This is a genomic window from Nonomuraea sp. NPDC050227 (genome assembly GCF_044459705.1).
Classification (GTDB): Bacteria; Actinomycetota; Actinomycetes; order Streptosporangiales; family Streptosporangiaceae; genus Nonomuraea.
Genome location: NZ_JBITJF010000007.1, coordinates 230,722 through 252,906 on the forward strand (window position 1 = coordinate 230,722; position 22,185 = coordinate 252,906).

The window sequence follows — 22,185 nt, forward strand, 5'->3', positions numbered from 1 at the left end:
GCCGTTCAGGAGACGCCGGTGGGGGCGTGCGGCAGAAGCTCCGCCATCGGGACGCCGGGGTCGGCCAGTCGGCGCGGATCGGCGGTGTGCCCGGCGGCGACCAGGGCCCGGAGGTGGCCGGCGGCGTCCTGGCCGTCCATCTGGCCGTCCATGGTCAGGGCGGCCACCGGGACTCCGCGGTCGAGCCAGAAGGCGGTGAACCCGGGTTCCCCCGGCTCGCCCCTGGTGACGACCCGGTCGGAGGTGGTGGGCAGGCCGACGTATTCGAGGGTGGACCCGTACTGCGTGGAGAAGAAGTACGGGACGTGGTCGATGGTGACCGGCTCGCCCACCAGCGTGGCCGCGGCGGCGGTCCCGTGGACGACGGCGTTGTCCCAGTGCTCGATCCGGACCGGTTTGAGGTAGCGCGGGTGCCGGTGGCGGGCGACGTCGCCGGCGGCCAGCGCGGCCGGGTGCGAAGTGCGCAGATGGCCGTCGGTGACGATGCCGCCGTCGACGCGCAGCCCCGCCGCCTCGGCCAGCTCGGTGCGGGGGACGGCGCCCACGGCGACCACGACGAGGTCGGCCGGGACGCGCCGCCCGGCGACCGTGCGCACCGCCTCGACCGAGCGCGTCCCGAGCACGGCCTCGACGCCGTCGCCGGTGAGCAGCTCGACGCCGTGGTCGAGGTGCCGGCGGGCGACGGCGCCGCCGATCCGGTCGCCCAGCACGTGGTAGAGCGGCGTGGGCAGCGGGTCGACGACGGTCGTGCGCACGCCGAGCGCGCGGGCGGCGGCGGCGACCTCGCAGCCGAGCCAGCCGGCCCCGACCACGACCACGGCGGAGGCCGCGCGCAGGGCCGCGCCGAGGCGTTCGCTGTCCTCGCGGTCGCGCAGGTGGTGGACGCCGTCGAGGTCGGCGCCCGGCACCCGGAGGCGGCGCGGGCGGGCGCCGGTGGCGATCAGCACCTGCCCGAACGGCAGTTCCACGTTGCGCCCCAGCTTCACCCGCCGGCCGTCGAGGTCGAGCAGGGTGGCGGGGGCGCCGAGGGCGAGGGCGACGTCCTGGGCGGCGTAGAACCGCGGGTCCAGGACGTCGAGCTCGGCGGCCTCGGTGGTGCCCAGCAGGTAGCCCTTCGACAGCGCGGGACGCTGGTAGGGCAGGTGGTGCTCGTCGCCGACGAGCGTGAGCGGCCCGTCGTAGCCGTGGTCGAGCCGCAGGGCCCGCGCGGCCTGGGCGCCGGCGAGGCTCGCGCCGATGATGACGATGCCGGGATCGGCGGGCATGGGGACGCTCCTTGTGAACGGGACCGGGGTGGCGCGCGGGGTCAGGCGACCTGGAGGCCGGCGCGGGGATGTCAGACGACCTGGAGGTTGGCCATCATGGCCATGTCCTCGTGCTCGGCGTTGTGGCAGTGGAAGAGGTAGCGGCCGCGGTAGCCGTCGAACCGGGTGATGATCTCCACCGACTCGCCCGGACGCAGGGAGACGGTGTCCTTCAGCCCCGCGTCATGGGGCAACGGCGGCCGGCCGCTGCGCGCGAGCACCCGGAAGCCGACCAGGTGCAGGTGGACGGGGTGGTGGACGTCGGCGACCATCCGCCACACCTCGACGTCGCCGAGGCCCACGGTGACGTCGGAGCGGGCGGGGTCGAACGGCAGCCCGCCGATCAGCCAGCCGCGGCCGTCGTGCATCCGGCCGGCGCGGAAGGACAGCTCGCGCACCCGGACGGCGTCCGCCCGCCGCCACTCCGGCAGGTCGGTGGACAACACGCGCGGGACCCGGCTGTCGTCGGCCGCGGCGCGCGCGACCCGGAAGGCCATCACGTCCCGGGTGCGGCCCGAGCCGAGCCGGTTGACGATCCGGACCCGCCCGCCGACCGGGACGCGGGCGAAGTCCACGACCACGTCGTAGCGCTCGGCGGGCGCGATCGGCAGGACCTGGTGGGTGACGGGGGCCGCGAGCAGCCCCTGGTCGGCGCCGATCTGCACGAGGTCGAGCCGCCGCCCGTCGTCGAGCACGGCTTCGAGCTCGTAGTGGCGGGCGTTGGAGGCGTTCAGCAGGCGCAGGCGGTAGCGGGCCGCGTCCACCTCGTGGACGGGCCAGGGGGCGCCGTTGACCAGGATCACGTCCCCGAGCACCCCGGCCAGGTACGGTTCGAGCACGCCCGGCCGTTCCCGCAGGGTGGGGTCGAGGGCGGGGTAGGCGAGCTCGCCCTCGGCGGTGAACGCCCGGTCGGCGATCATGAGCGGCAGCTCGCGCGGCCCCGCGGGCAGGCCGAGCGCCTGCTCGGCGTCGTCGCGGACGATCTGCAGCCCGGCCAGGCCGCGCCAGATCGCGGGGGCGGTGAAGTCCATCCGGTGGTCGTGGTACCACAGCAACGTCGGCCGCTGGTCAAGCGGGAAGGTGTAGTCCCTGGTCCGCCTGCTCAGCACGGCCCGGGGGTCGCGCATGTTCCCCATGCCGGAGCCGTGCGCCATGTGCATGGTGGGCTCCGTCCAGCCCTCGGGCAGCACGAGGTCGGTCGGGTAGCCGTCGGAGGCGGCCGGGGTGCGCCCGCCGTGCAGGTGGACGACGGTCGGCACGGGCAGATCGTTGCGGTGCGTCACGGTGATCGGCCGGCCCCGGCGGGCCTCGATGGTCGGCCCGGGGAAGGTGCCCCCGTACGTCCAGGCCCGGGTCCGCACGCCGGGCAGGATCTCCAGGGTCGTCTCGCGCTGGACGATCTCGTAACGGTCGGCGCCGCCCGCGGTGCCGGACGGCGCCAGCACGGCGGGGATCGGCAGCGGCACCTGGAACGGCGGCGGCAGCGGCAGGTCGCTGCGCAGCTCGGCGCCGGTGATCGAGGGCCGCCGGGCCATCGCGGCCGAGGCGCCCAGCCCGGTGGCCGCCATCAGCCCGAGCGCGCCGCCGATGCCGAGCGCCTGCCGCCTGGTCACGCCGCGCGCCGGCCGGTCGAGCTCAGGCATCGCGGGCCGCCCGACGCGGGAAGGGGCGCCGCCAGACGTCGATGAACTGCACCGTGAGCGCGGCGACGGTCGCCACCCCCAGCGGGATGTGCAACCACAAAGCGCCGTCGAGCCCGGCGAAGTACTGCGCCGTCTCGGCCGCCACCACCGCCGCCGTGGCCAGGAACGGCCCGCTGCGGCGCAGGCGCGCCCACACCACGATCGTCACGATCAGCTGCAGGTAGCCGATGGAGGTGACCACGTCGGCGCCGAGGGAGTGCCAGCGCAGGCTGTCGTAGTCGCCGGTCAGGTAGACGCCGGCGAACACCGGCTGTCCGCCGATCGCCGCCATGTGGGCGCTGACCGTCGCCCGCAACGTCCAGCCCACGGGTGCCGTGCGGCGCGTGGCATCGGCTCGCGGTCCGTCGACCACGCTGAGCATCGGGGGTCCTCCTCATGTCCGTCCTGGTGGAACGCCTCCGACGCTATGGCTCCTGAGTTATCTTGTCCAAGATCTATATTGCTATGGTGTTATGCGTTGGGAGGCATGATGGATCTGAACGCCCTCCGCCAGTTCCTGGTGGTGGCCCGGCTCGAACACCTCAGCGCCGCCGCAGAGGAGCTGCGCGTCGCGCAGCCGTCCCTGAGCCGGACGATCGCCCGCCTGGAGGGCGAGCTGGGCACGCCGCTGTTCGACCGCGGCGGCCGGCTCCGCCTGAACGGCGCGGGCACGCTGTTCCGCGGCTTCGTCGAACGGGCGCTCGGCGAGCTCGACGCCGGACGGCGAGCCGTCGCCGAGGCCGCCGAGGGGTTCGGCACCGTACGCCTGGCCTCGGAGACCTTCCTGACCCTCACCGGGCCGCTCGCGGCTTACAAGCGCGCCCATCCCGCCGCCGAGATCGAGCTCCACTGGGCCCCCGCCGACGACATGACCCGCCGCCTGCGCGCCCAGGAGTTCGACCTGTGCGTCGCCTCCCAGCCGATCCACGCCGACGGGCTGGAGGCCGCCGAGCTGCTGGACGAGCCGGTCGGGCTGGCCACCGCGCTCGACCACCCGCTGGCCGCCCGTACGTCGGTGACCATCGACGACCTCGCCGACCAGCCCTTCGTCACCGCCCGCAAGGGACACTGGCAGCGCCGGCTGCTCGACCGGCTCTTCGCCGCCAGGGGCCGCACGCCGCGGATCGTCTGCGAGGGCGACGAGCCCAGCGCCATCGCCGACCTGATCAGCACGGGGCTCGGCATCGGGCTCGTCCCGTCCCTCGCCCGCCGCTCCACCACCCGCGCCCCGCTGGCCTGGGTGGACGTCGACGACCCCGACTGCCGCCGCACGCTCACCCTGTTCTGGGGCGCCGACAGCCACCTGTCCACCGCCGCCCGCCTGATGCGCACCACCATCACCAGCTGGGACTGGCTGGCCGGCGAACCCCAGGAGAAACGCTGAGCGTCGCGGTCTACGGCGGGGGTGCGCCGATCCAGCGGCGGTAGGCGTCCATGTCGACGTTGGCGCCGCAGACGATGGTGACCACGTGCCGGCCGGCGAAGCGGTCGCGGTCTTCGAGGATCGCCGCGACGCCCAGCGCGGCCGACGGCTCCACCACCAGGCCGGCGTGGTCGAGGAGCAGCCGCATGCCGGCCACGATCGACTCCTCCCGCACCAGGACGGCGTCGTCGGCGACCACGAGGAGGTCGTCCAGGACGGCCGGGATCGGACGCCGGCCCGCGACGCCGTCGGCGATGGTGCGGGTCGGGCCGGTGGCGACGACGCGCCGCCGTCGCCAGGAGAGGGTCATCGCGGGCGCGCCCAGCGGCTGGACGCAGATCACCTCGACGCCGGGCGCGAGCTCCTTCAGCACGTGCCCCACGCCGGTGGCCAGCGCCCCGCCGCCGAGGGCGATCAACACAGCGTCGTACGACGGCACAGCGTCATACGGCGGCACGGCTCCGGCCAGTTCCAGGCCGATGGTCGCGGCGCCCTCGCAGGTCTCGATGTCGAGGCTGTCCTCGACCAGCCGGATGCCGTGGTGCCGGGCCATGGCCGCCGCCCGCTCCCGGGCCAGGTCGAAGTCGCCGTCCACGAGCTCCAGCCCGGCGTCCAGGGCGCGGATGCGGTCGAGCTTGGCGGCGGGCGCGGAGCGGGGGGCCACGACGGTGACGTCGAGGCCCCGCCGGCGGCCGGACCAGGCGAGGGCCTGGCCGAGGTTGCCCGCGCTGGCGCACACCACGGCCCGCGCGCCGCCGTCGGCGAGCAGGCTCGCGACCAGCTCCGTGCCGCGGGCCTTGAAGCTGCGCACCGGGTTCGCCGTCTCCAGCTTGACGCTCACCGCGCACCCGAGGTTGGGCTCCAGCGCCGGGCAGGGGAACAGCGGCGTGTCGAGGAACATGGAGTCGATCACCGGGCGTGCCGCCCGGATCCGAGCAGTGTCGAGCCGCGTCTCCCGCACGGCACAGGAGCGTAGCAACGGCTGGGCCGCGAGAACCCGGACACGTGGCGCGACCGTCCGTACACTTTCTGTCGCTGGTCTGCGGGGCCTTACGGCCCGGTCAAGAGAGGGCGGGGTGGGGAGCGATGAGCGAGGTCCACGGCGGCGGGCCGCCGCCGGGCGCCGCGGAGGCCGCCGGGCCGGAGTCGGTGACCTGTCACGAGGATCTGGTGAGGCTGCTGGCCGAGCAGTTCGCCCGGGCCGACGTGTCGCTGCGGGAGTTGCAGGCGCGGGCCGACAGATCGGGCGGCGCCCGGTTGCCGCGCAGCACGTGCGCGGACATGCTGGCCGGTCGGCGTTTCCCCAAGAAGGCGGTCATGGTGGCGTTCCTGCGAGGGTGCCGCGTGCCCGAGCACCAACTGCCCGCGTGGGAGCGGGCGTGGGACCGGGTGCGGATCAGCCGGCTGCCCGCCGGTTCCTGGGACGACCGCGGCTCGCCGGCGTCCGACGGCCTGCAGGCGTCCGACGGCCCGCAGACGGCCGGCAGCCCGCAGGCGTCCAGTGGCATGCTGTCGGCCGCGATCGGCTCGGCGGGGCCGGTGCCGCCGGGCGGGGCGGTGTCGGTCGGGGGCGGTGGCGGGCTGCGGCGGGCCGTCCTGTTCGCCGGGATCGCCGTGCCGGTGGCCGCCGCGCTGGTCCTGGCCGTCGTCGTCGCCCTGCGGCTGACGGGACGGCCCGAGCCGCGGTCCGAGGGCGCGTCCGGGCAGACCGTGGACTCCGGCCAGATCGTCACCGACGACGGCCGCGCGTTCCCCCGCGGCGGGTCGAGCCGGTTCACCGTGAGCGTCAGCCCGGCCAACACCGGCGTACGGCTGATCCGCCGGCTCGACGCCGGCGTCGGCCTGCAGGACGCGACCATCACCCTGGACGGCGTGCCCGCGGCGAGGTGGCGGCCGCTGCTGGAGGACGCCGTCCACAAGTGGCGGAACCAGATCGTCGATCTCCCGCCGGGGCTGACGGCGGGCCGGCGGGCGCTCACCGTCGTCAACACGTGCGTGTCCGAGACGGGGTTCAACGAGTTCCTCTACACCGTGGAGCACCGGATCAACGGCGTCTGGTCGGTCGCCGACCGGGTCGACGTGGGTCCCGACCACCCCGCCAGCGAGGCGGCGCACGACTACCGCGTCGTGCGCGGCGATTGGGCCCACCACCAGACCTTCGCCTACCCGCCACGAAGGGAGGACTGGGACGTTCGCTAACATAGCGAAGTACTTCATAATGAAGTACGTAAGCAAAGGATCCCCATGGCCTCCATCCGGCACGAAGTCGTCATCGACGCCTCCCCCGACCACATCTGGGACGTCCTGCGTGACGTCGGAGCCGTGCACGAACGGCTGCTCCCGGGCCGCGTCGAGGACACCAGGCTGGACGGCGACCAGCGGTTCCTGACGTTCCCCGACGGGCACGTGATCCGCGAGCTGATCGTGGCGATCGACGACGACGCCCGCCGTCTGGCCTACGCGGTCGTGGAGGGCGCGAGGCCGCCGCTGGCCCACCATCACGCCTCCTTCGAGGTCCGTCCGGAGGGCGAGGGGGCCGGCCGGCTGATCTGGATCACCGACGTGCTGCCCGACGCGCGAGCCGCCGAGGTCGGCCTGCGGATGCGATACGGCGCGGCGGAGATGAAACAGACGATCGAAACCACGTCCCGCCACTGACCCACCCCCCACCCGCCACCGACCCATCGCCGACCCACCGCTGCGCCGCCGCAAAGGCCCGGCACAGGAGCTGCCTCAGAACCCTGTGCCGCGCCCGGCACACGGCCCAGCACAAGGGGCCCAGCACAGGGGCGGGCACAAGGGGCCTGCACGGGGCCCGGCATAGAGCATCGTGGCCAGGTCATTAGGATGACCGGCGCCGGATGACCCCCCGTCCCTCCAGCCGGCTCCCCCGTACCACCCGAGAGGCGCACACCACGATGGCGGACCGCGACGCCACCCCGCTCGACGACCCGGTAGGCGCGTCACTGCGCGGCCGTCACGCGCACCTCGCCCGGCGGCTGGGCGCGGCGGTCACGTACCAGGCGGAGGTGGCGACCTTCTCCTCGGTCCCTGCCGAGCCGGACGAGCGGGCGTGGGCCGACCTGGCCCGGCTGCTCGGGCCGGGCCAGCTCGCCGACCTGTTCAGCTCCCCGGCGTCCCCGCCGCCTGACTGGGAGCCGGTGTTCGCCCTCGACGGCCGCCAGCTGATCTGGGACGGCGGCGACCGCGTCCCCGCCGCGCCCGGCGACGTCACCGAGCTGGGCGCGGACGACGTCCCGCACATGCTCGACCTCGTCGCCAGGACGCGACCGGGGCCGTTCTGGGCGCGTACCCGCGAGATGGGCGCCTACCTCGGCGTCTTCGACGGCGGGAGGCTGGTCGCGATGGCGGGCGAGCGGCTGCGGCCGCCGGGCTGGACCGAGATCAGCGCCGTGTGCACCGCGCCCGAGGCGCGCGGCCGAGGCCACGCGGGCCGCCTGGTCGGCGCGCTCGTCTCGCGGATCGTGGCCCGCGGCGAACGCCCGTTCCTGCACGTGGCCGAGGCCAACACCGGCGCGATCGCCCTCTACGAGCGGCTCGGCTTCCGAACCCGCCGAACCGTGACCTTCCGAGGCTTCCGCACCCCCTGACGGCTCCGGCGACGCCCCCGGTTCCCGCCCCCCGCGCCGGCCCCGGGGCGGCCATGCCGTGACGGCCCCGGATCGGGCACCCCGTGACGGCTCGGGGCGGCTCGGGCGGCTCGGGGCGGCTCGGGGCGGCCCCGGGTGGGCGATGCGGTCCTGGTGGAAAACGCGTTGCCTCGGACGCTCGGTGAAACGTATGGTTTTGCGCTCGTGGTCACAGTCGTGGAACGGGTCCTGCCGGCCCGGTTGGGGACAGGGTTCCGATGGTTGCTGGCGTCGAGCTGGCTGACGAATCTCGGTGACGGGATCGCGGCCGCCGCCGGCCCGCTGCTGATCGCGACGCTGACCCGCGACCCCCTGATGATCTCGCTGTCCGCCCTGGTGAGCTGGGCGCCGCCGCTGGCGTTCAGCCTGTACGCCGGCGTCCTGTCCGACCGGTACGACCGCCGCAGGATCGTGCTGGTCGCGAACGCCGTGCGGGCCGTGGTGCTGGCGGCGCTCGTCGTGCTCATGGCGACCGGCACCGTGACCGTGGCGACGGCGCTGGCGGCGCTCACGCTCCGGTCCATCGCCGAGGTGTTCGCCGACAACGCGACGTCCACGCTGACGCCGATGATGGTCTCCAGGGACGACCTGATCGTCGCCAACGCCCGCCTCGGCACCGGGTTCATCACGCTCAACCAGCTCGCCGGGCCGCCGATCGGCGCGGCGCTGTTCGGACTGGGCCTGACCTGGCCGTTCGCGAGCCAGCTGCTCCTGGTGCTGGCGGGGATGATCCTGGTCTCCCGCATCGCGCTGCCGGCGCGGGTCCGGCCGGACGACGCGCCGCGTCCGAACACCGTGCGCGAGCTCGTCGCCGGGTTCAGCTGGACCGTGCGGCACCCGGCGGTCCGCACGCTGGCGCTCACCATCCTGATCTTCAACTTCACCTTCGGCGCGGCCTGGTCGGTGCTCGTCCTCTACACCCAGGAGCAGCTCGGCCTCGGCGCGATGGGGTTCGGCCTGATGACCACCATCGGCGGGATCGGCGGCCTGGTCGGCACCGGCCTGTACGGGACCATCACCCGCAGGGTCAGCCTCGGCGCCCTGATGCGGATCGGGCTCATCATCGAGACGTTCACCCACCTGGGCCTGGCCCTGACCCGTTCGCCGTGGGTCGCCGGAGCCATCTTCCTGGTCTTCGGCGCGCACGCCTTCATCTGGGGCACCACCTCGGGCACCGTCCGCCAGCGCGCGGTGCCGCAGGAGCTGCAGGGACGGGTGGGCAGCGTCAACACCGTCTGCGTCTACGCCGGCCTGGTGGTCGGCTCGCTGATCGGCGGCGTGCTGGCCACCCGGTTCGGCGTCGCGGCGCCCTTCTGGTTCGCCTTCGCCGGTTCGGCGGTGTTCGTGGTGCTGCTGTGGCGGCAGCTCATGCTCATCGCCCACGACGACTGAGCAGCGAGCGCCGCTCACTTGAGCGGGTCGTGCCCCCAGTTCATCAGCGAGTAGCGCCACCGGGTCTCCCGGACGTCACCGGACGGGCGCTGCGCCAGGTGCCGGTGGATGTAGCCGATCACCTTGGTCATGTGCTCGTAGTCGTGGCCGGTCCAGGCGGACCTGCCCTTGCGCAGGAGCCGGACGATCTCGCGGCCGGAGGCGTGGCCGGTCGACTCGCCGCCGCCGTCCTGCTTCTGGCCGACCTCCTTCGACTCCTCGGTGTCCAGCCAGCGTTCCAGCTCGTGCGCGGTCATGTTGACGGCCTGGCCGAACTCGGCCGCCACGTCCCGGTCGTCGCTCACTTCGCGCCCTTGCCCTTGTCCTTGCGCAGGGCGGACGGCTTGTGCACGGCCTCGCGCCCGCTCTTGTCGCTGCGCACGACGTACTGCGGGTCGTCCGGCGAGGCCGCCACCGTACGGCCGGCCTCCTTCGTCCTCTTGGTGATCTTCTTCTCCACCTTGCCGCGGGCCGTGGATCCGTGGCTCTTCCAGGAGACCTCGTCACCCACGGACGGATCGTCCTTGCGCTTGCCGGTCATAGGATCCGCGCTACCCCACCGCCCTCCCGCACTCGGCCAGGCGGGCAAACCTTCCTTTACCGGCGCCGTCCCGGGTCCGGCGACGGCGTCCTCGGGGCGGGGCGGCTGCTGCTCACGCGTGGCCGAATCGTAAAGTGAGCAGGATCGCACCAGTGATGTAGGGAGCCCTTGTTGCACGAGAAACTGTCGTCGACCTACGACAACGTCCTGCGCCGGAACCCCGGCGAGGTCGAGTTCCACCAGGCCGTGCGCGAGGTGCTCGAAAGCATCGGCCCAGTTCTCGGCAAGCATCCCGAGTACGCCGAATCGAAGATCATCGAGCGGATCTGCGAGCCCGAGCGGCAGATCATCTTCCGCGTGCCGTGGCTGGACGACCGGGGCGAGGTGCAGATCAACCGCGGCTTCCGGGTGGAGTTCAACAGCGCGCTCGGGCCGTACAAGGGCGGGCTGCGCTTCCACCCGTCGGTCTACCTGGGCATCGTGAAGTTCCTCGGGTTCGAGCAGATCTTCAAGAACGGCCTGACCGGCCTGCCCATCGGCGGCGGCAAGGGCGGCTCGGACTTCGACCCCAAGGGCCGCTCCGACCGCGAGGTGATGAGCTTCTGCCAGAGCTTCATGACCGAGCTCTACCGGCACATCGGCGAGTACACCGACGTCCCGGCCGGTGACATCGGCGTCGGCGGGCGCGAGATCGGCTACCTGTTCGGCCAGTACAAGCGCATCACCAACCGCTACGAATCCGGCGTGATCACCGGCAAGGGCCTGGTCTACGGCGGCGCCCAGGTACGCACCGAGGCCACCGGCTACGGCTGCACGTTCTTCGTCGAGGAGATGCTCAAGGCCCGCGGCACGTCGTTCGACGGCAAGCGGGTCGTCGTGTCGGGCTCCGGCAACGTGGCCGTCTACACGATCGAGAAGATCGAGCAGCTCGGCGGCGTCGTGGTGGCCTGCTCCGACTCCTCCGGCTACGTGCTCGACGAGAAGGGCATCGACCTCGACCTGCTCAAGCAGGTCAAGCAGGTCGAGCGGGGCCGTCTGGAGACGTACGCCGAGCGCCGGGGCGAGCAGGCCGTCTTCGTCCCGGACCGCAGCGTGTGGGAGGTGCCCTGCGAGGTGGCGATGCCGTCCGCCACGCAGAACGAGATCACCGGCCGGGACGCCGCGTTCCTGGTGGACAACGGCTTGGTCGCGGTCGGCGAGGGGGCCAACATGCCGACCACGCCGGAGGGCATCAAGGTGTTCCTGGAGGCGGGCGTCGCGTTCGGGCCGGGCAAGGCGGCCAACGCTGGCGGGGTGGCCACCAGCGCGCTGGAGATGCAGCAGAACGCCAGCCGCGACTCCTGGACGTTCGAGTTCTCCGAGCGCCGCCTCCAGGAGATCATGCAGGACATCCACGGCCGCTGTCTGCAGACCGCCGACGAGTACGGCATGCCGGGCAACTACGTGGCCGGCGCCAACATCGACGGCTTCCGCCGGGTCGCCGACGCCATGCTCGCGCTGGGCCTCATCTGACCGCGCCGGCGCCCCGGCCTGCCCTTCCGCCCCCGCCTGCCCTCCCGGCGCGGCATGCGCGAGAGGTCAGGCAGGGGCGCCGGGAGGCAGCTGGTGGTCGGCCCAGACGTAGGTCTCGGGCAGCAGGTCGGTGACGGGGACCGTACGGAGACGGTCGCCGTCGCCCACGATGACCTGGAGGGCCGGGAAGTAGTCCAGCAGCACCTGACGGCAACGGCCGCACGGCGGGACGACCCCGCGCTCCCGGTCCCCCACCGCGACGATCGTGTCCAGCTCGTACGCGCCCTGGGCGGCCGCCGTGCCGATGAGGACCAGCTCGGCGCACGGCCCGCCGGTGAAGTGGTAGGCGTTCACCGCCGTGACGATCCGGCCGTCGCGGGCGCGCGCGGCGGCCGCCATGGTGTGGTTGTCACCCCGGCAGCGAGTGCGGGCGACCTCCGTGGCGGCCTGGACGAGTTCGCGGTCGACGTGCGGGCTCACTGCTCCTCCTCGTGACCTGGCGCGTCAGGCGCGGGTCTGCTCGCGCAGGAACCCGACGATCAGCTCGGTGACCTCGTCCGGCCGTTCCATGCTCGCCAGGTGGGCCGCCCAGGGCAGCTCGACGTTGCGGGCGGCGGGCAGGTCGGCCTCGGTGTGCCGGAAGTCGGCGACGTCGTGCGCGCCCGACACGGCCAGGCACGGCATCGTCACGGCCGCCGGGTCCACCTGGACCTTGACCGGGCCGACGACCCCCTCGGCGAGCTGGAGCTCGTAGGCGCGCAGCTGCATCTCGTGCACGGCCCGCCCGGCCTTCTCGTCGGCTTCGGGGCCCAGCCAGCGGTCGACCATCAGCTGCGCCGCGCCCGCCAGGTCGCCCGCCTCGACCAGCGCGTCCTCGCGCTCGCCGACCGCGCGCAGCTCGGCGCTCGGCTCCCGCCATGGCAGGGCGGCGGAGAGCAGGATCAGCGCCGCCACCCGCTCGGGGCTGCTCGCGGCGACCTCCAGCGCCACCTTCCCGCCGTAGGAGCAGCCGACCAGGAAGAACCGGTCGATGCCCAGGCTGTCGAGGAGGCCCAGCACGTCGCCGGAGTTGCTGTACGGCTCGGTGGGCAGCGGGCTCTGCCCGAAGCCGCGCAGGTCGCATCGGACCACCCGGAAGCCGGCGGCGACCAGGGCCTCCCACTGGGGGTCCCACATGCGCCGGTCGCAGACCCCCGCGTGCAGGAGGAGCAGGGCCGGTCCGTCGCCTGCCACGTCATAAGAAATCGTCATCGCGCAGACGTTACCAGTCATTCACTGACCGGTTTGTCCCACGCGAGACGGCGCCGGGGCTTTTCCGGCGACCCTGGCCATCCAGGCCGTCACGCCCAGCACCACGGCCGCCAGCACCCCCAGCAACACCGGCGACCCCGCCGCCGACGAACACGGCCATCCACCACAGCAGCCGCCGGCCGCCCAGCGGACCGGGCCCGGGAGGGGCGGCTGCCAGGCCGCCGCTCCGAACGTGGCGGCTCGCGCGAGCGCGCCGAGCAGCAGCGCGACGGGCACGAGGAGGGCGGCGACGTCGACCCGGCCCGGAGCTCGCCGTCGGACGTCAGCCGGTAGTAGCGCCGCGCCCGCCCGTCGACGACCTCCTCCCGGTCGGCCGCCACCAGCCCTTCGGCGTGGAGCCGGTCGAGGGCGGCGTAGAGGGTGCCGGCCCGCAGCCGCACCCGCTCGCCGGATGATCGGAGCATGCCGCAACTCCGGGGCGCGGGGGGCCGCGCGGCCCCCCGCGCCCAGAGCACTACGGCAGGGCCACCGCGCGGTCCAGGGCGGGCGGGGTCAGCGGGCCCTGTCGCAGGTAGGCCCGCATGGCCTCGTAGTCGCGGCTGCCGCGCACCGCGTCGGTGTACCCGGCGAAGGCGGTGTAGCCGTCGGCGCCGAGCAGCGTGTACGCCAGCGCCGCGAGCCGGTAGGTCCGGCCGGTGTCGAGCGGCTGGCCGTTGATGACCACGTCGGCGGGGTTGATCCGGTCGCCCACGGGCCGGTTCGGGGAGTAGGAGAAGCGCACGTTCTTCGACACGGCCAGCGGGGCGAACTTCACGGTGCCGTCGGCCTGCGTCTGCCACTGCTGCTCCAGGGCCTGCTCAAGCTGCGAGCCCTTGACCGACACCGTGACCACCGGGTTGGCGTAGCCCCAGGCGGCCCACGACTCGCCCATGAGCACCTTGCCGTCGGCGTCGGCGGCGTTGGCGCCCTTGGCGAACCTCAGGTCGCCGCGCAGCGAGTTCGAGCCCTTGGTCGGCGCCACGGCCACCATGGCCAGGTCGGCCTTGCCGCCCTCGGTCTGCTGGGAGTCGAAGTACTCCACGTCGGCCACGGTGTTGCCGAGCGTGCTCTGCCCGGTCACGTCGCGGGTCCTGGTGAGGTCGCCGGTGATGGTCCCGTACGGCTTGGCGTAGGTCTCCTTCTGCATGGCGTTCCAGTGGTCGACCAGCTTCACCATGGCGGGGTCGGGCGCGATGTCGCGGGTCACCGGGTGGTTGGCCGCGGTGGTCGCGGTCCTGATGACGTCGCGGGTGCGGCGGTCGAGCTTGAGGTTGATCTCGCTGATGAGGCGGCCGTGGTTGGCGGCCTCGACGACCGGGCGGGGGTTGCCCGCGGGGTCGGGGATCGAGCAGTTGAAGTACCAGTGCCAGTGGCCCGTGACGATGGCGTCGATGTCGGGCGAGGCGTTCTTGGCGAAGTCCCAGATGGGTCCGGCCTTCTGGTCGCCGCAGCCGCTGTAGTCCTCGCCGGCCTTGCCGCCCTCGTGCACGTTGGCGACGATGGCCTTGACGCCGCGGCGCTTGAGGATCTCGGCGTACTTGTTGGCCGTCTCCACCAGCGGCAGGTTGTCCAGCGACGGCTGGTAGGAGGTGGAGCCGTCCACGGTGGTGGGCGTGGTCAGGTTGATGAACCCGACGGGGATGCCCTGGAACCGCTTGATCACGTACGGCGGGAGCACCGGGCGGGTGTCGCCCTTCATGGTGATGTTGGCCGTGGAGATGTCGAAGTCGGCGCCATGGAAGGGCTGCCCGTCGGAGTCGGTGAAGCAGCTGTCGAGCCCGACCTCGCCGAAGCACTCCCCCTTGCCCATGTGGTCGCGCAGGAACTCCAGGGACCGGTCCAGCTCGTGGTTCCCGACCGTGGTGAACTCCACCTTGATCTTGTTCAGGAACTCGATCGTGGGCTCGTCGGCGTGGTACGACACCTCGGTGGGCCAGCCGCTGAAGTTGTCGCCGCTGGAGAAGGTGACCGTGTTCTCGTGCCCCTGCCGGAGCCGGTCGAGATGCGCGGCCAGGTACGGCGCGCCGCCCACCACCAGCGTGTTCCCCTGCGGATCCTTGATCGTGCCGTCGGCGGCGTTGCTCTGCGGGGTGATGTAGCCGTGGAAGTCGGTGAGCGACAGCAACTGCACGTCCACGGGCTTGGGCGCGGCCAGTGCCGGTGAGGCGGACGAGGCCAGAGTGACGCCTAAGGCGACAATGATCCACTTACGGAACGAAGACACGCAGACTCCTAAATAAGGGGATATAGCGGGAGAAAAGACTTGCGGATCAGCCCTTCGAGCCGGTGAACGCGATCCCGGCGATCAGCTGCCGTTGCATGACCACGAAGAGAACGATCACCGGCAGCGAGGCCACGACGGACCCGGCGAAGAGGATGGGGTAGTTCGTCAGGTACTGGCCGCGCAGCGAGGCCAGCCCGGCGGAGAGCGTCATCATCTCCGGATCGGTGTTGACCACCAGCGGCCACAGCAGGCTGCTCCAGGACCACATGACGGTCAGCAGCCCGAGCGCCAGCAGGCCGGGCCGGACCAGCGGCAACATGATCCACCAGTAGATCTGCAGCGGGTTGGCGCCGTCCAGCCGCGCCGCCTCGTCCAGCTCCCTGGGCAGGGTCTTGAAGAACTGCCGCAGCAGGAACGTGCCGAAGGCGCCGAAGACGCCGGGGGCGATGAGCGCCTGGAGGGTGTTGAGCCACCCGAGGCCCTGCATGATCTCGTACCGGGGCAGCAGGAACAGCTCCCCCGGCACCATCAGCACGGCCAGGAACAGCATGAAGACCGGCCCGCGCCCGGGGAAGTCCAGCCGCGCGAAGGCGAAGGCCGCCAGCGAGCACAGCAGCAGCTGCCCGGCCGTCACCGCGGCCGTCACGACCACCGTGTTGAGGAACTGCCGCCCCAGCGGCACGGTCCGGAACACGTCGGCGAAGTTGTGCCACTGCCAGGAGGGGACCGCCGTGGGCGGCACCCGCATCGACTCGGTCATGGTCTGCAGCGAGACCACGAGCTGCCAGACGAACGGCATGACCATGATCAGACCGCCGATGAGCAGGACCGCGTGCACGATCCAGCGCCTACTCATAGTGCACCCACCGCCTCTGCAGCCGGAACTGGACGGCGGTCAGCATGAGGATCAGGGCCAGCAGCACGACCGCGATCGCGGCGGCGTAGCCGCGGCTGTTCTGCACGAAGCCCTGCTCGTAGAAGAGGTAGACGATCGTGCGGCTGCCCGCCAGCGCCGGGCTCTTGGTGTCGATCATGAGGTAGACCAGGTCGAAGACCTGCAGCGTGTTGATCAGCGTGATCACCACGACGAAGAACGTGGTGGGCGTGAGCAGCGGCAGCGTGATGCGGAAGAACTGCCGCACCCGGCCCGCGCCGTCGATCGAGGCGGCCTCGTAGTAGTGCTTGGGGATGCCCTGCAACCCGGCCAGGAACAACACCGCGTTGTACCCGAGCGAGGTCCAGATCCCGACCACCGCGACCGCGTAGATCGCGAACTCGGGGTCGGACACCCAGTACGGCCCGTCGATCCCGACCAGGCCGAGCAGGTAGTTGATCGGCCCGAAGTCGCCGTTGTACAGGTAGCGCCAGGTCAGGCCGACCGCCGCGGGCATGGTGACCACCGGCAGGAAGTACAGCGTGCGGTAGAAGCCCAGCCCGCGCAGCCCCGGCACGTTCAGCAGCGCCGCGATCACGATCGACAGCGGCACCCCGACCAGCACGAGCACGGAGTAGAGCAGCGTGTTGCGCAGCGCGCCGGCCATCTCCTCGTCGCCGAGGAGGGCGATGAAGTTGTCCAGGCCCACCCACGTCTGCCCGCCGAACACGCCCGACTCGGTGAAGCTGAGGTAGAGCGTCTGGACGATCGGCCACAGGTAGAACACGGCCAGCCCGAGGGCCATGGGCGCGATCAGCCCGTAACCCCACAGCCAGTCGCGTCGCGACCGCCGCCCCGGCGGGGCCGCCGCCTTGACGGCGGCGGCCCGTTCCTCGGTCAGCACCATCGGCTACTCCTTGGCCAGGATCTCGTTCATCTGCGCGGCGATCTCCTTGGCCGCCTCCGCGGTCGGCCGCTTGCCCGCCCACGCCTCGGCCAGGAGCTTGTTCTGCACGTCCTGCCACTTGGCGGTGTTGAGCGAGACGGGGTACGGCACGCCGTTCGGGATCGAGGCGTCGAAGGTCTCCTTCAGGTGGTAGTCCGGGAAGGCGGCGAACCAGCCGTCCTGGGTGCCGGCCCGCGAGGAGACCGAGGCGCCGCCGGAGTCGCTGAGGATCTTCTCGGCCTCGTCGGAGGACAGGAACGTGGCGAACTGCGCGGCCTCGGCCGGGTGCTCGCTCTTGGCCGAGACGGAGTTGGCCAGGCCGAGCAGGATGACGGCCTCCTGCGCCGGCCCCTTGGGCAGGGGCGCCACGTCGACCTTGCCGCCGCGCTCGGTGTTGGTCTTGAACGTGCTGGCCAGCCACGAGCCGCCGTAGTACATGGCGTACTTGCCGGTCATGAACAGCTGCACGGGGCTGGTGTCGGTGGTCGCCTGGGCGGGCGGGGCCACCTTGTCCTTGTTGATCATGTCGGTCCAGAACTCCAGGCCCTGGATGGAGCCGGGCTCGTCGAAGCCCGACTTCTTGCCGTCGGCGGAGATGACGTGGCCGCCGGCCTGGATCATCGTGGGGTAGAAGCCGCCCTGGTCCCACAGGGGGGCCAGCAGGCCGTACTGCTTCTTGGCCGGGTCGGTCAGCTTCTTGGCGGCGGCCTTGAGGTCGTCCCAGGTCCAGTCGGCGGTCGGGTACGCGACGCCGCCCTTGTCGAACAGCTCCTTGTCGTACCAGAGCACGGGGACGCCGACGTCGCGCGGCATGCCGTACAGCTTGCCGTCGTAGCGGTAGCCGTCCACGATGGCCTGCGGGAAGGCGCTGACGTCGGCGTTCTCGAAGGGGGCGATGACGCCGCCCTTGGCGTACATGCGCACGTTGAGGCTGTTCATCCAGAAGACGTCGGGGGCCGCCCCGCCGGTGGCCGCGGTCTGGAGCTTGGTCCAGTACTGGTCCCACGGGGTGATCTCAAGCTTGACGGTGACGTCGGGGTGCTGCTTCTGGAAGGCGTCGATAATCTTCTGGGTGCTGGGCTGGTCGTTCTTCTCCCAGATCGCGTAGCTGATCGTGACTTTTCCTGGCTTGGTGGCGGTGGTGTCGGAGCCGGAGCCACAACCGGCCAGTGTCATCGCCAGGGCGGCGGCGAGTGCCATACGCAGGCGCACGGGCAGTTCCTTTTCTCTAGAAGGCGTCGGGGGATGGTGATCAGGGTCTCGATCGCGGCGGGCGGCGGGCTCAGAGTCCGGTGTTGGTGAAGCCGGTCCTGGCCACGACGTCGCCGTATCCGTTGGCGTCGAAGTCCTCGACGTAGAAGAGGTGGAACCCGCTGCCGTCGGCGGCGACGGCGGTGCCCGACTGGTCGCCGGCGGTGTTCGGGTTCATGCGCTCGCAGGGGAAGCGGCCGGTCGTCGTCCCGTCGGCGTTGAACCCGCGGGCGTACACCTCGTGGGAGCGGCCGGCGTTCCACAGGTCGGACTCGGTCCAGCCGACCACGAACCGCCCGGTGTCGTCGACGGCCACGGACGGCGACCCCTGGACGGCGCACCGGTAGGTCTGGTCCATCTTTCCGCAGAGCGGCGGGTACTCCTTGCCGCCGTCGGAGGGGGTGTTGGGCGCGTACCTGCCGAACGCGACGGGGATCTCCGCGAACCTCTGGCCCAGGGTGGGCGTCAGGCCGCGCGTCCGCACCCGCCAGACGGTCGTCACGTCGCCGCCGGTGACCGCCACGTTGTCGCTCCAGGCCACGACGCTGTCGCCGCCGGGGGTCGTCGCCACGGCGGGGGCCAGGTGCTGGGTGGCGGCGTTGGTGTTGATCCGGGTGGCGGCGGCGACGGTCGCGCCGGTCGCCGAGATCCGCCTGCCGTACACGTCGGGCGCCTGCTGCCAGACCACGGTCGCGGTGCCCGCGCCGTCGACGGCCACGTCGGGCCGGTCCCCCGTGCCCACCTGGAGCGGCGCGAAGGTACGGGCGGTCAGCGAGGCGTAGCCGGCCGCGCGGACGGTCCCGGTCGGGCCGTCCTCCCAGGCCACGGTAAACCCGCCGGCGCCGCGGACCGCGATCCTCGGCCGGGTCTGGTCGCCGCTCCACTGCGGGTCGTTGGCCCAGATCGTCGCGCTCAGCGTGCCCGACGGCGACAGCCTGCGCACCGCGATGTTGTGCTCGCCCCGGCAGTCGCCGTCCTCGGCCCAGGCGACGTAGGCGTTGCCCGCGTCGTCGACGCCGGCCGACGGCTGCACGTGGTTCCAGCCGGCGGCGCAGCCGACGCCGCCCATCGAGACCTTGACGGGGCCGGTCACCGGCTGCCCGTCGCGGTAGATGCGCGCGTAGACCTCGGTGCCCTCCACCGAGGCGCGGTCGCGGTCGTCCTCCCAGGCCACGGCCGTGTAGCCGGACCGCATGGCGGCGGCCCTGGGCGCGCGCTGGTCGTCGGGGCCGTTGGCGGTCATCTGGAGTCCGGCCCCGGGGAAGGCCCTGGGGACGATCTTGACGACCTCGTCCTTCATCGAGGCGAAGTCGGCGTCGTACGCCGCGTAGACGGCCGGGTCGTCGACGCGGACGAAGGAGTCGTCCGAGGCGGTCAGGGAGCCGCCGTTGAGATTGTGGGAGCCGGTGTAGACGTAGCTGCGCCGCGCGCCGCCCGCCGCCGCCGACGGCCCGTCCACCAGGATGATCTTGGAGTGGACGCTGTCCGGCGCGCAGGTGTCGCCGATCGGGTAGTGGCAGCCGCCGGGCCGGAAGGTGTGCACCACGATCCCGCCCTTGGCGAGCTCGGCGGCGGTCGCGGCCGTCTGGTTGCCCTCGGCCACGAGCACCTGGACGTCGCAGCCCTGCTGCTTCTTGGCCTTGAGCTCGGCGATGACCAGCGGCCGGTCCGTGGCGAACTGCGACTGCACCACGCGGATCGAGCCGGGGCAGCCCACGTCCCGGATCATGGCCGCGACCAGGTCGGCGCTGCCGTAGGCGCTCTGGTCGTAGGCGGTGTCGCGGGGCTCCATCCAGACCGTGACCTTGCCGCTGGTGGCGGTGAACGGCGCCCGCCAGGAGGTCCGCACCTGGGAGGCCAGCGTGTCGAACACCTGCCGGTAGCCGTCGGCCAGCGCGGCGTCGCCCGAGCTGATCAGCATGTTCTGGTGCAGGCCGGTGTCGGGGGCGAGGTTCTGCGAGCTCTGCACGACCACGTCGGTCCTGCCATCCGTGAGCCGGCTGAAGACGAGGAACTTGTGGTGGCTGATGTCGGTGTCCGGCCCGTTGCAGCCCCTGTCGCAGAGCGTGACGGGCACGCCGGCCGCGGCCAGCTCGTCCAGGAGCGCGTTGTGCCCCGATCCCTCGGACACCACCCGTACGTCCACCTGCCGGTCGTGCGCCGCCACCAGGGCGTCCTTGACGGTCTTGAGCTCCAGCACGAAGGTCGCCACGCGCAGCGTGGAGTCCGGGGCGGCCAGCCTGATCAGCTCCAGCACCTTCGCGGGCAGGGGGTCGGCGAGCGTGCCGTCCACGCTCGGCCTGCTGAAGTACGCCGACAGCTCCGGAGCCGCCGCCTGGGCCGGGGTGACCAGGCCGAGCAAGCAGGACAGGCCGACGAGGACGACGGACAGAGGCTTGATCATGCTCGCTTCCCTTCGCTGAGGTTGCGCCGCAGGCCGCGGGTCCAGGCCGCCACCTCGGCCTCGGTCTCCGCCCGCTCCTTGGGCCGGCCGCGGACGTCCGGCCGGGTCTGCCACGGCTCGGGACCGGTCTCCTTGCGGTACTCCACGCCCAGCGCGGCGAGCCGGCGCTCGTGGTGGCGCAGCCGCGCCAGGAAGTCGTCGAAGTCGCCGCCGGCGGGGCTCCACACGACCTCGGCGAAGGCCGACAGCCGCGGGAAGGCCATGTAGTCGAGCCCGCGGGGCGAGTCGATGTGCTCGGTCCAGAGGTTGGCCTGCGCGCCGAGGACCCGGGCGGCCTCGGCCTCGGTCAGCTCCGGCGGCACCGGCTCGAAGCCGTGGACGTCGCGCAGCGAGATCACGTTGCCGATCGGGACCGGCTCGTCGGGCCGGTCGGACTGCCGGAAGTCCAGGTAGAGCTCGGTGAAGGGGCAGGTGACCACGTCGTGCCCGGCCCGCGCCGCCGCGACCGCGCCGTACGTCCCGCGCCAGGACGCCACGGTCGCCCCGGGCGGCAGGCCGCCCTCGATGATCTCGTCCCAGCCGAGCAGGCGACGGCCGCGCGCCGCCAGGTGGTCGGAGAACTGGCCGATGAACCAGCTCTGCAGCTCCTCCTCGTCGCGCAGGCCGAGCTCGGCGATGCGGCGCTGGGCCGACGGGCTCTGCCGCCACTGCTCCTTGGGGCACTCGTCGCCGCCCACGCAGACGTACTCGCCGGGGAAGATCTCCATGACCTGGTCGAGCACGTCCCGGTAGAAGGCGAGCGTGGCGTCCTCGACGTTGAGCACGTTGGGCGAGACGCCCCACCCGGTGGCGACCTCCAGCCGTTCGTCGAGGTTGCCCAGCTCCGGATAGGCCGCGATGGCCGCCTGCGAGTGGCCGGGCAGCTCGATCTCCGGCACCACGGTGACGAACCGGTCGGCCGCGTACGAGACGATCTCGCGCAGGTCGTCCTGGGTGTAGAAGCCGCCGTGCGGGCGGCCGTCGAACACGCCGTGCCGGCGGTCGCCGAGCGGGCTCTCCCTGCGCCAGGCGCCGACCTCGGTGAGCTTCGGATAGCCCTTGACCTCCAGCCGCCAGCCCTGGTCGTCGGTGAGGTGCAGATGCAGCACGTTGAGCTTGTGGGCGGCCAGCAGGTCGATGTACCGCAGCAGGTCGGGCTTCGGCAGGAAGTGCCTGGCCACGTCGATCAGGCAGCCGCGCCACCGGAAGCGCGGCCGGTCGGCGACGGTGACCGGGGCGAGCAGCCAGTCCTGCTCGCCGACCGCGCCCCTGCGGAAGGCCGCGGGCGGGAGGAGCTGGCGCAGGGTCTGCGCGCCGTAGAACGCCCCGGCCGCGTCGCCCGCCTCGACGCGCACCCCGTCGGTACGCACGGTCAGGCGGTAACCCTCCGGGCCGAGCCCGGCGGTCAGGGCGAACTCGATCGCCCCCGGCCCCGGCGGTCCGGCGGGCAGCGGCAGGCCGGTCGCGGGCGACAACGCGGCCCGCAGCCAGCCCTCCACCCGCGACAGGCCGGGAGGGGCGGCGATCACTGTGGTCGCGGTGAGGGCGAAGGGTTCCCCGCCGTCTGGGGTCACATGGACGGGTCGTGGCAGCAGCAAGACAGGTCCCTGGGGG

At 72.5% G+C, this 22,185-nt stretch carries 21 protein-coding genes; 6 read left to right on the plus strand and 15 right to left on the minus strand.

Features of this window, described 5'->3' with window-relative positions:
* Positions 1–5: 5 nt before the first annotated feature.
* The 3 genes from ACIBK9_RS27650 to ACIBK9_RS27660 form a co-directional block, all read right to left on the minus strand.
* Positions 6–1,265, minus strand: coding sequence for an NAD(P)/FAD-dependent oxidoreductase (locus ACIBK9_RS27650; RefSeq protein ID WP_397161859.1), 1,260 nt, complete (start codon positions 1,263–1,265; stop codon positions 6–8).
* 71 nt (positions 1,266–1,336) lie between these two features.
* On the minus strand, positions 1,337–2,947 hold the full coding sequence (locus ACIBK9_RS27655) for a multicopper oxidase family protein (RefSeq protein ID WP_358294996.1): 1,611 nt from the start codon (positions 2,945–2,947) through the stop codon (positions 1,337–1,339).
* Complete coding sequence (locus ACIBK9_RS27660) at positions 2,940–3,368, minus strand: hypothetical protein (protein WP_397161860.1); 429 nt, start codon at positions 3,366–3,368, stop codon at positions 2,940–2,942. Before ACIBK9_RS27660 ends, ACIBK9_RS27655 begins: the two co-directional genes overlap by 8 nt.
* Before the next feature lie 105 nt (positions 3,369–3,473).
* On the opposite strand from ACIBK9_RS27660, the gene ACIBK9_RS27665 reads away from it, so the two are divergent.
* Positions 3,474–4,370, plus strand: coding sequence for a LysR family transcriptional regulator (locus tag ACIBK9_RS27665; protein WP_397161861.1), 897 nt, complete (start codon positions 3,474–3,476; stop codon positions 4,368–4,370).
* Positions 4,371–4,380: 10 nt separating this feature from the next.
* Here the strand turns inward: ACIBK9_RS27665 and ACIBK9_RS27670 are convergent, their stop codons facing one another.
* The gene (locus ACIBK9_RS27670) at positions 4,381–5,370 is read right to left on the minus strand and encodes a threonine/serine dehydratase (protein WP_397161862.1); all 990 of its coding nucleotides are present in this window, start codon (positions 5,368–5,370) and stop codon (positions 4,381–4,383) included.
* A gap of 125 nt (positions 5,371–5,495) precedes the next feature.
* Here ACIBK9_RS27670 and ACIBK9_RS27675 point away from each other — a divergent pair, with 125 nt between their 5' ends.
* The 4 genes from ACIBK9_RS27675 to ACIBK9_RS27690 all read left to right on the plus strand — a co-directional run bounded on the left by ACIBK9_RS27675 (position 5,496) and on the right by ACIBK9_RS27690 (position 9,451).
* Positions 5,496–6,608 carry a hypothetical protein gene (locus tag ACIBK9_RS27675; RefSeq protein ID WP_397161863.1) on the plus strand — a complete coding sequence of 371 codons (1,113 nt, stop codon included), beginning with the start codon at positions 5,496–5,498 and terminating at the stop codon, positions 6,606–6,608.
* Between the two features lie 45 nt (positions 6,609–6,653).
* Positions 6,654–7,067 carry an SRPBCC family protein gene (locus ACIBK9_RS27680; protein ID WP_397161864.1) on the plus strand — a complete coding sequence of 138 codons (414 nt, stop codon included), beginning with the start codon at positions 6,654–6,656 and terminating at the stop codon, positions 7,065–7,067.
* A 203-nt stretch (positions 7,068–7,270) separates the two neighbouring features.
* Positions 7,271–8,020 (plus strand): GNAT family N-acetyltransferase, encoded by a 750-nt coding sequence (locus ACIBK9_RS27685; protein ID WP_397161865.1) that lies wholly within the window; start codon positions 7,271–7,273, stop codon positions 8,018–8,020.
* A gap of 204 nt (positions 8,021–8,224) precedes the next feature.
* On the plus strand, positions 8,225–9,451 hold the full coding sequence (locus ACIBK9_RS27690) for an MFS transporter (RefSeq protein WP_397161866.1): 1,227 nt from the start codon (positions 8,225–8,227) through the stop codon (positions 9,449–9,451).
* 14 nt (positions 9,452–9,465) lie between these two features.
* Here the strand turns inward: ACIBK9_RS27690 and ACIBK9_RS27695 are convergent, their stop codons facing one another.
* Positions 9,466–9,795 carry a DUF3140 domain-containing protein gene (locus tag ACIBK9_RS27695; RefSeq protein ID WP_358295018.1) on the minus strand — a complete coding sequence of 110 codons (330 nt, stop codon included), beginning with the start codon at positions 9,793–9,795 and terminating at the stop codon, positions 9,466–9,468.
* Positions 9,792–10,031: a DUF2945 domain-containing protein gene (locus ACIBK9_RS27700; protein ID WP_358295020.1), complete on the minus strand. Its 240-nt coding sequence runs from the start codon at positions 10,029–10,031 to the stop codon at positions 9,792–9,794. The genes ACIBK9_RS27695 and ACIBK9_RS27700 overlap by 4 nt, the downstream gene beginning before the upstream one ends.
* A 168-nt stretch (positions 10,032–10,199) precedes the next feature.
* On the opposite strand from ACIBK9_RS27700, the gene gdhA reads away from it, so the two are divergent.
* Positions 10,200–11,543, plus strand: a complete 1,344-nt coding sequence (gene gdhA, locus ACIBK9_RS27705) for an NADP-specific glutamate dehydrogenase (protein ID WP_397161867.1) — start codon at positions 10,200–10,202, stop codon at positions 11,541–11,543.
* A gap of 66 nt (positions 11,544–11,609) precedes the next feature.
* Here gdhA and ACIBK9_RS27710 read toward each other — a convergent pair whose 3' ends face one another.
* From ACIBK9_RS27710 to ACIBK9_RS27750, 9 genes are all read right to left on the minus strand, one after another.
* Complete coding sequence (locus tag ACIBK9_RS27710) at positions 11,610–12,023, minus strand: hypothetical protein (protein WP_397161868.1); 414 nt, start codon at positions 12,021–12,023, stop codon at positions 11,610–11,612.
* 24 nt (positions 12,024–12,047) lie between these two features.
* A complete protein-coding gene (locus tag ACIBK9_RS27715; RefSeq protein ID WP_397161869.1) occupies positions 12,048–12,794 on the minus strand; it encodes an alpha/beta fold hydrolase in 747 nt (248 codons plus the stop codon).
* Positions 12,795–12,883: 89 nt separating this feature from the next.
* Positions 12,884–13,258, minus strand: a complete 375-nt coding sequence (locus tag ACIBK9_RS27720) for a PadR family transcriptional regulator (RefSeq protein WP_397161870.1) — start codon at positions 13,256–13,258, stop codon at positions 12,884–12,886.
* Positions 13,259–13,308: 50 nt separating this feature from the next.
* Positions 13,309–15,057 carry a bifunctional metallophosphatase/5'-nucleotidase gene (locus ACIBK9_RS27725; protein ID WP_397161871.1) on the minus strand — a complete coding sequence of 583 codons (1,749 nt, stop codon included), beginning with the start codon at positions 15,055–15,057 and terminating at the stop codon, positions 13,309–13,311.
* 46 nt (positions 15,058–15,103) lie between these two features.
* The gene (locus tag ACIBK9_RS27730) at positions 15,104–15,913 is read right to left on the minus strand and encodes a carbohydrate ABC transporter permease (RefSeq protein ID WP_397161872.1); all 810 of its coding nucleotides are present in this window, start codon (positions 15,911–15,913) and stop codon (positions 15,104–15,106) included.
* A complete protein-coding gene (locus ACIBK9_RS27735) occupies positions 15,906–16,838 on the minus strand; it encodes a sugar ABC transporter permease (RefSeq protein WP_358295034.1) in 933 nt (310 codons plus the stop codon). The genes ACIBK9_RS27730 and ACIBK9_RS27735 overlap by 8 nt, the downstream gene beginning before the upstream one ends.
* A 3-nt stretch (positions 16,839–16,841) precedes the next feature.
* Complete coding sequence (locus tag ACIBK9_RS27740) at positions 16,842–18,089, minus strand: sugar ABC transporter substrate-binding protein (protein ID WP_364336591.1); 1,248 nt, start codon at positions 18,087–18,089, stop codon at positions 16,842–16,844.
* Positions 18,090–18,159: 70 nt separating this feature from the next.
* On the minus strand, positions 18,160–20,532 hold the full coding sequence (locus ACIBK9_RS27745; protein WP_397161873.1) for a phosphatidylserine/phosphatidylglycerophosphate/cardiolipin synthase family protein: 2,373 nt from the start codon (positions 20,530–20,532) through the stop codon (positions 18,160–18,162).
* A complete protein-coding gene (locus ACIBK9_RS27750; protein WP_397161874.1) occupies positions 20,529–22,169 on the minus strand; it encodes a beta-N-acetylhexosaminidase in 1,641 nt (546 codons plus the stop codon). The genes ACIBK9_RS27745 and ACIBK9_RS27750 overlap by 4 nt, the downstream gene beginning before the upstream one ends.
* Between the last annotated feature and the right edge of the window lie 16 nt (positions 22,170–22,185).

Excerpts from the sequence above, each read along its gene's own strand:
- ACIBK9_RS27650 (WP_397161859.1), bottom strand. The coding sequence starts at position 1,265 with ATGCCCGCCGATCCCGGCATCGTCATCATCGGCGCGAGCCTCGCCGGC.
- ACIBK9_RS27655 (WP_358294996.1), bottom strand. The coding sequence starts at position 2,947 with ATGCCTGAGCTCGACCGGCCGGCGCGCGGCGTGACCAGGCGGCAGGCG.
- ACIBK9_RS27660 (WP_397161860.1), bottom strand. The coding sequence starts at position 3,368 with ATGCTCAGCGTGGTCGACGGACCGCGAGCCGATGCCACGCGCCGCACG.
- ACIBK9_RS27665 (WP_397161861.1), top strand. The coding sequence starts at position 3,474 with ATGATGGATCTGAACGCCCTCCGCCAGTTCCTGGTGGTGGCCCGGCTC.
- ACIBK9_RS27675 (WP_397161863.1), top strand. The coding sequence starts at position 5,496 with ATGAGCGAGGTCCACGGCGGCGGGCCGCCGCCGGGCGCCGCGGAGGCC.
- ACIBK9_RS27680 (WP_397161864.1), top strand. The coding sequence starts at position 6,654 with ATGGCCTCCATCCGGCACGAAGTCGTCATCGACGCCTCCCCCGACCAC.
- ACIBK9_RS27685 (WP_397161865.1), top strand. The coding sequence starts at position 7,271 with ATGACCCCCCGTCCCTCCAGCCGGCTCCCCCGTACCACCCGAGAGGCG.
- ACIBK9_RS27700 (WP_358295020.1), bottom strand. The coding sequence starts at position 10,031 with ATGACCGGCAAGCGCAAGGACGATCCGTCCGTGGGTGACGAGGTCTCC.
- ACIBK9_RS27715 (WP_397161869.1), bottom strand. The coding sequence starts at position 12,794 with ATGACGATTTCTTATGACGTGGCAGGCGACGGACCGGCCCTGCTCCTC.
- ACIBK9_RS27720 (WP_397161870.1), bottom strand. The coding sequence starts at position 13,258 with ATGCTCCGATCATCCGGCGAGCGGGTGCGGCTGCGGGCCGGCACCCTC.
- ACIBK9_RS27730 (WP_397161872.1), bottom strand. The coding sequence starts at position 15,913 with ATGAGTAGGCGCTGGATCGTGCACGCGGTCCTGCTCATCGGCGGTCTG.
- ACIBK9_RS27735 (WP_358295034.1), bottom strand. The coding sequence starts at position 16,838 with ATGGTGCTGACCGAGGAACGGGCCGCCGCCGTCAAGGCGGCGGCCCCG.
- ACIBK9_RS27745 (WP_397161873.1), bottom strand. The coding sequence starts at position 20,532 with ATGATCAAGCCTCTGTCCGTCGTCCTCGTCGGCCTGTCCTGCTTGCTC.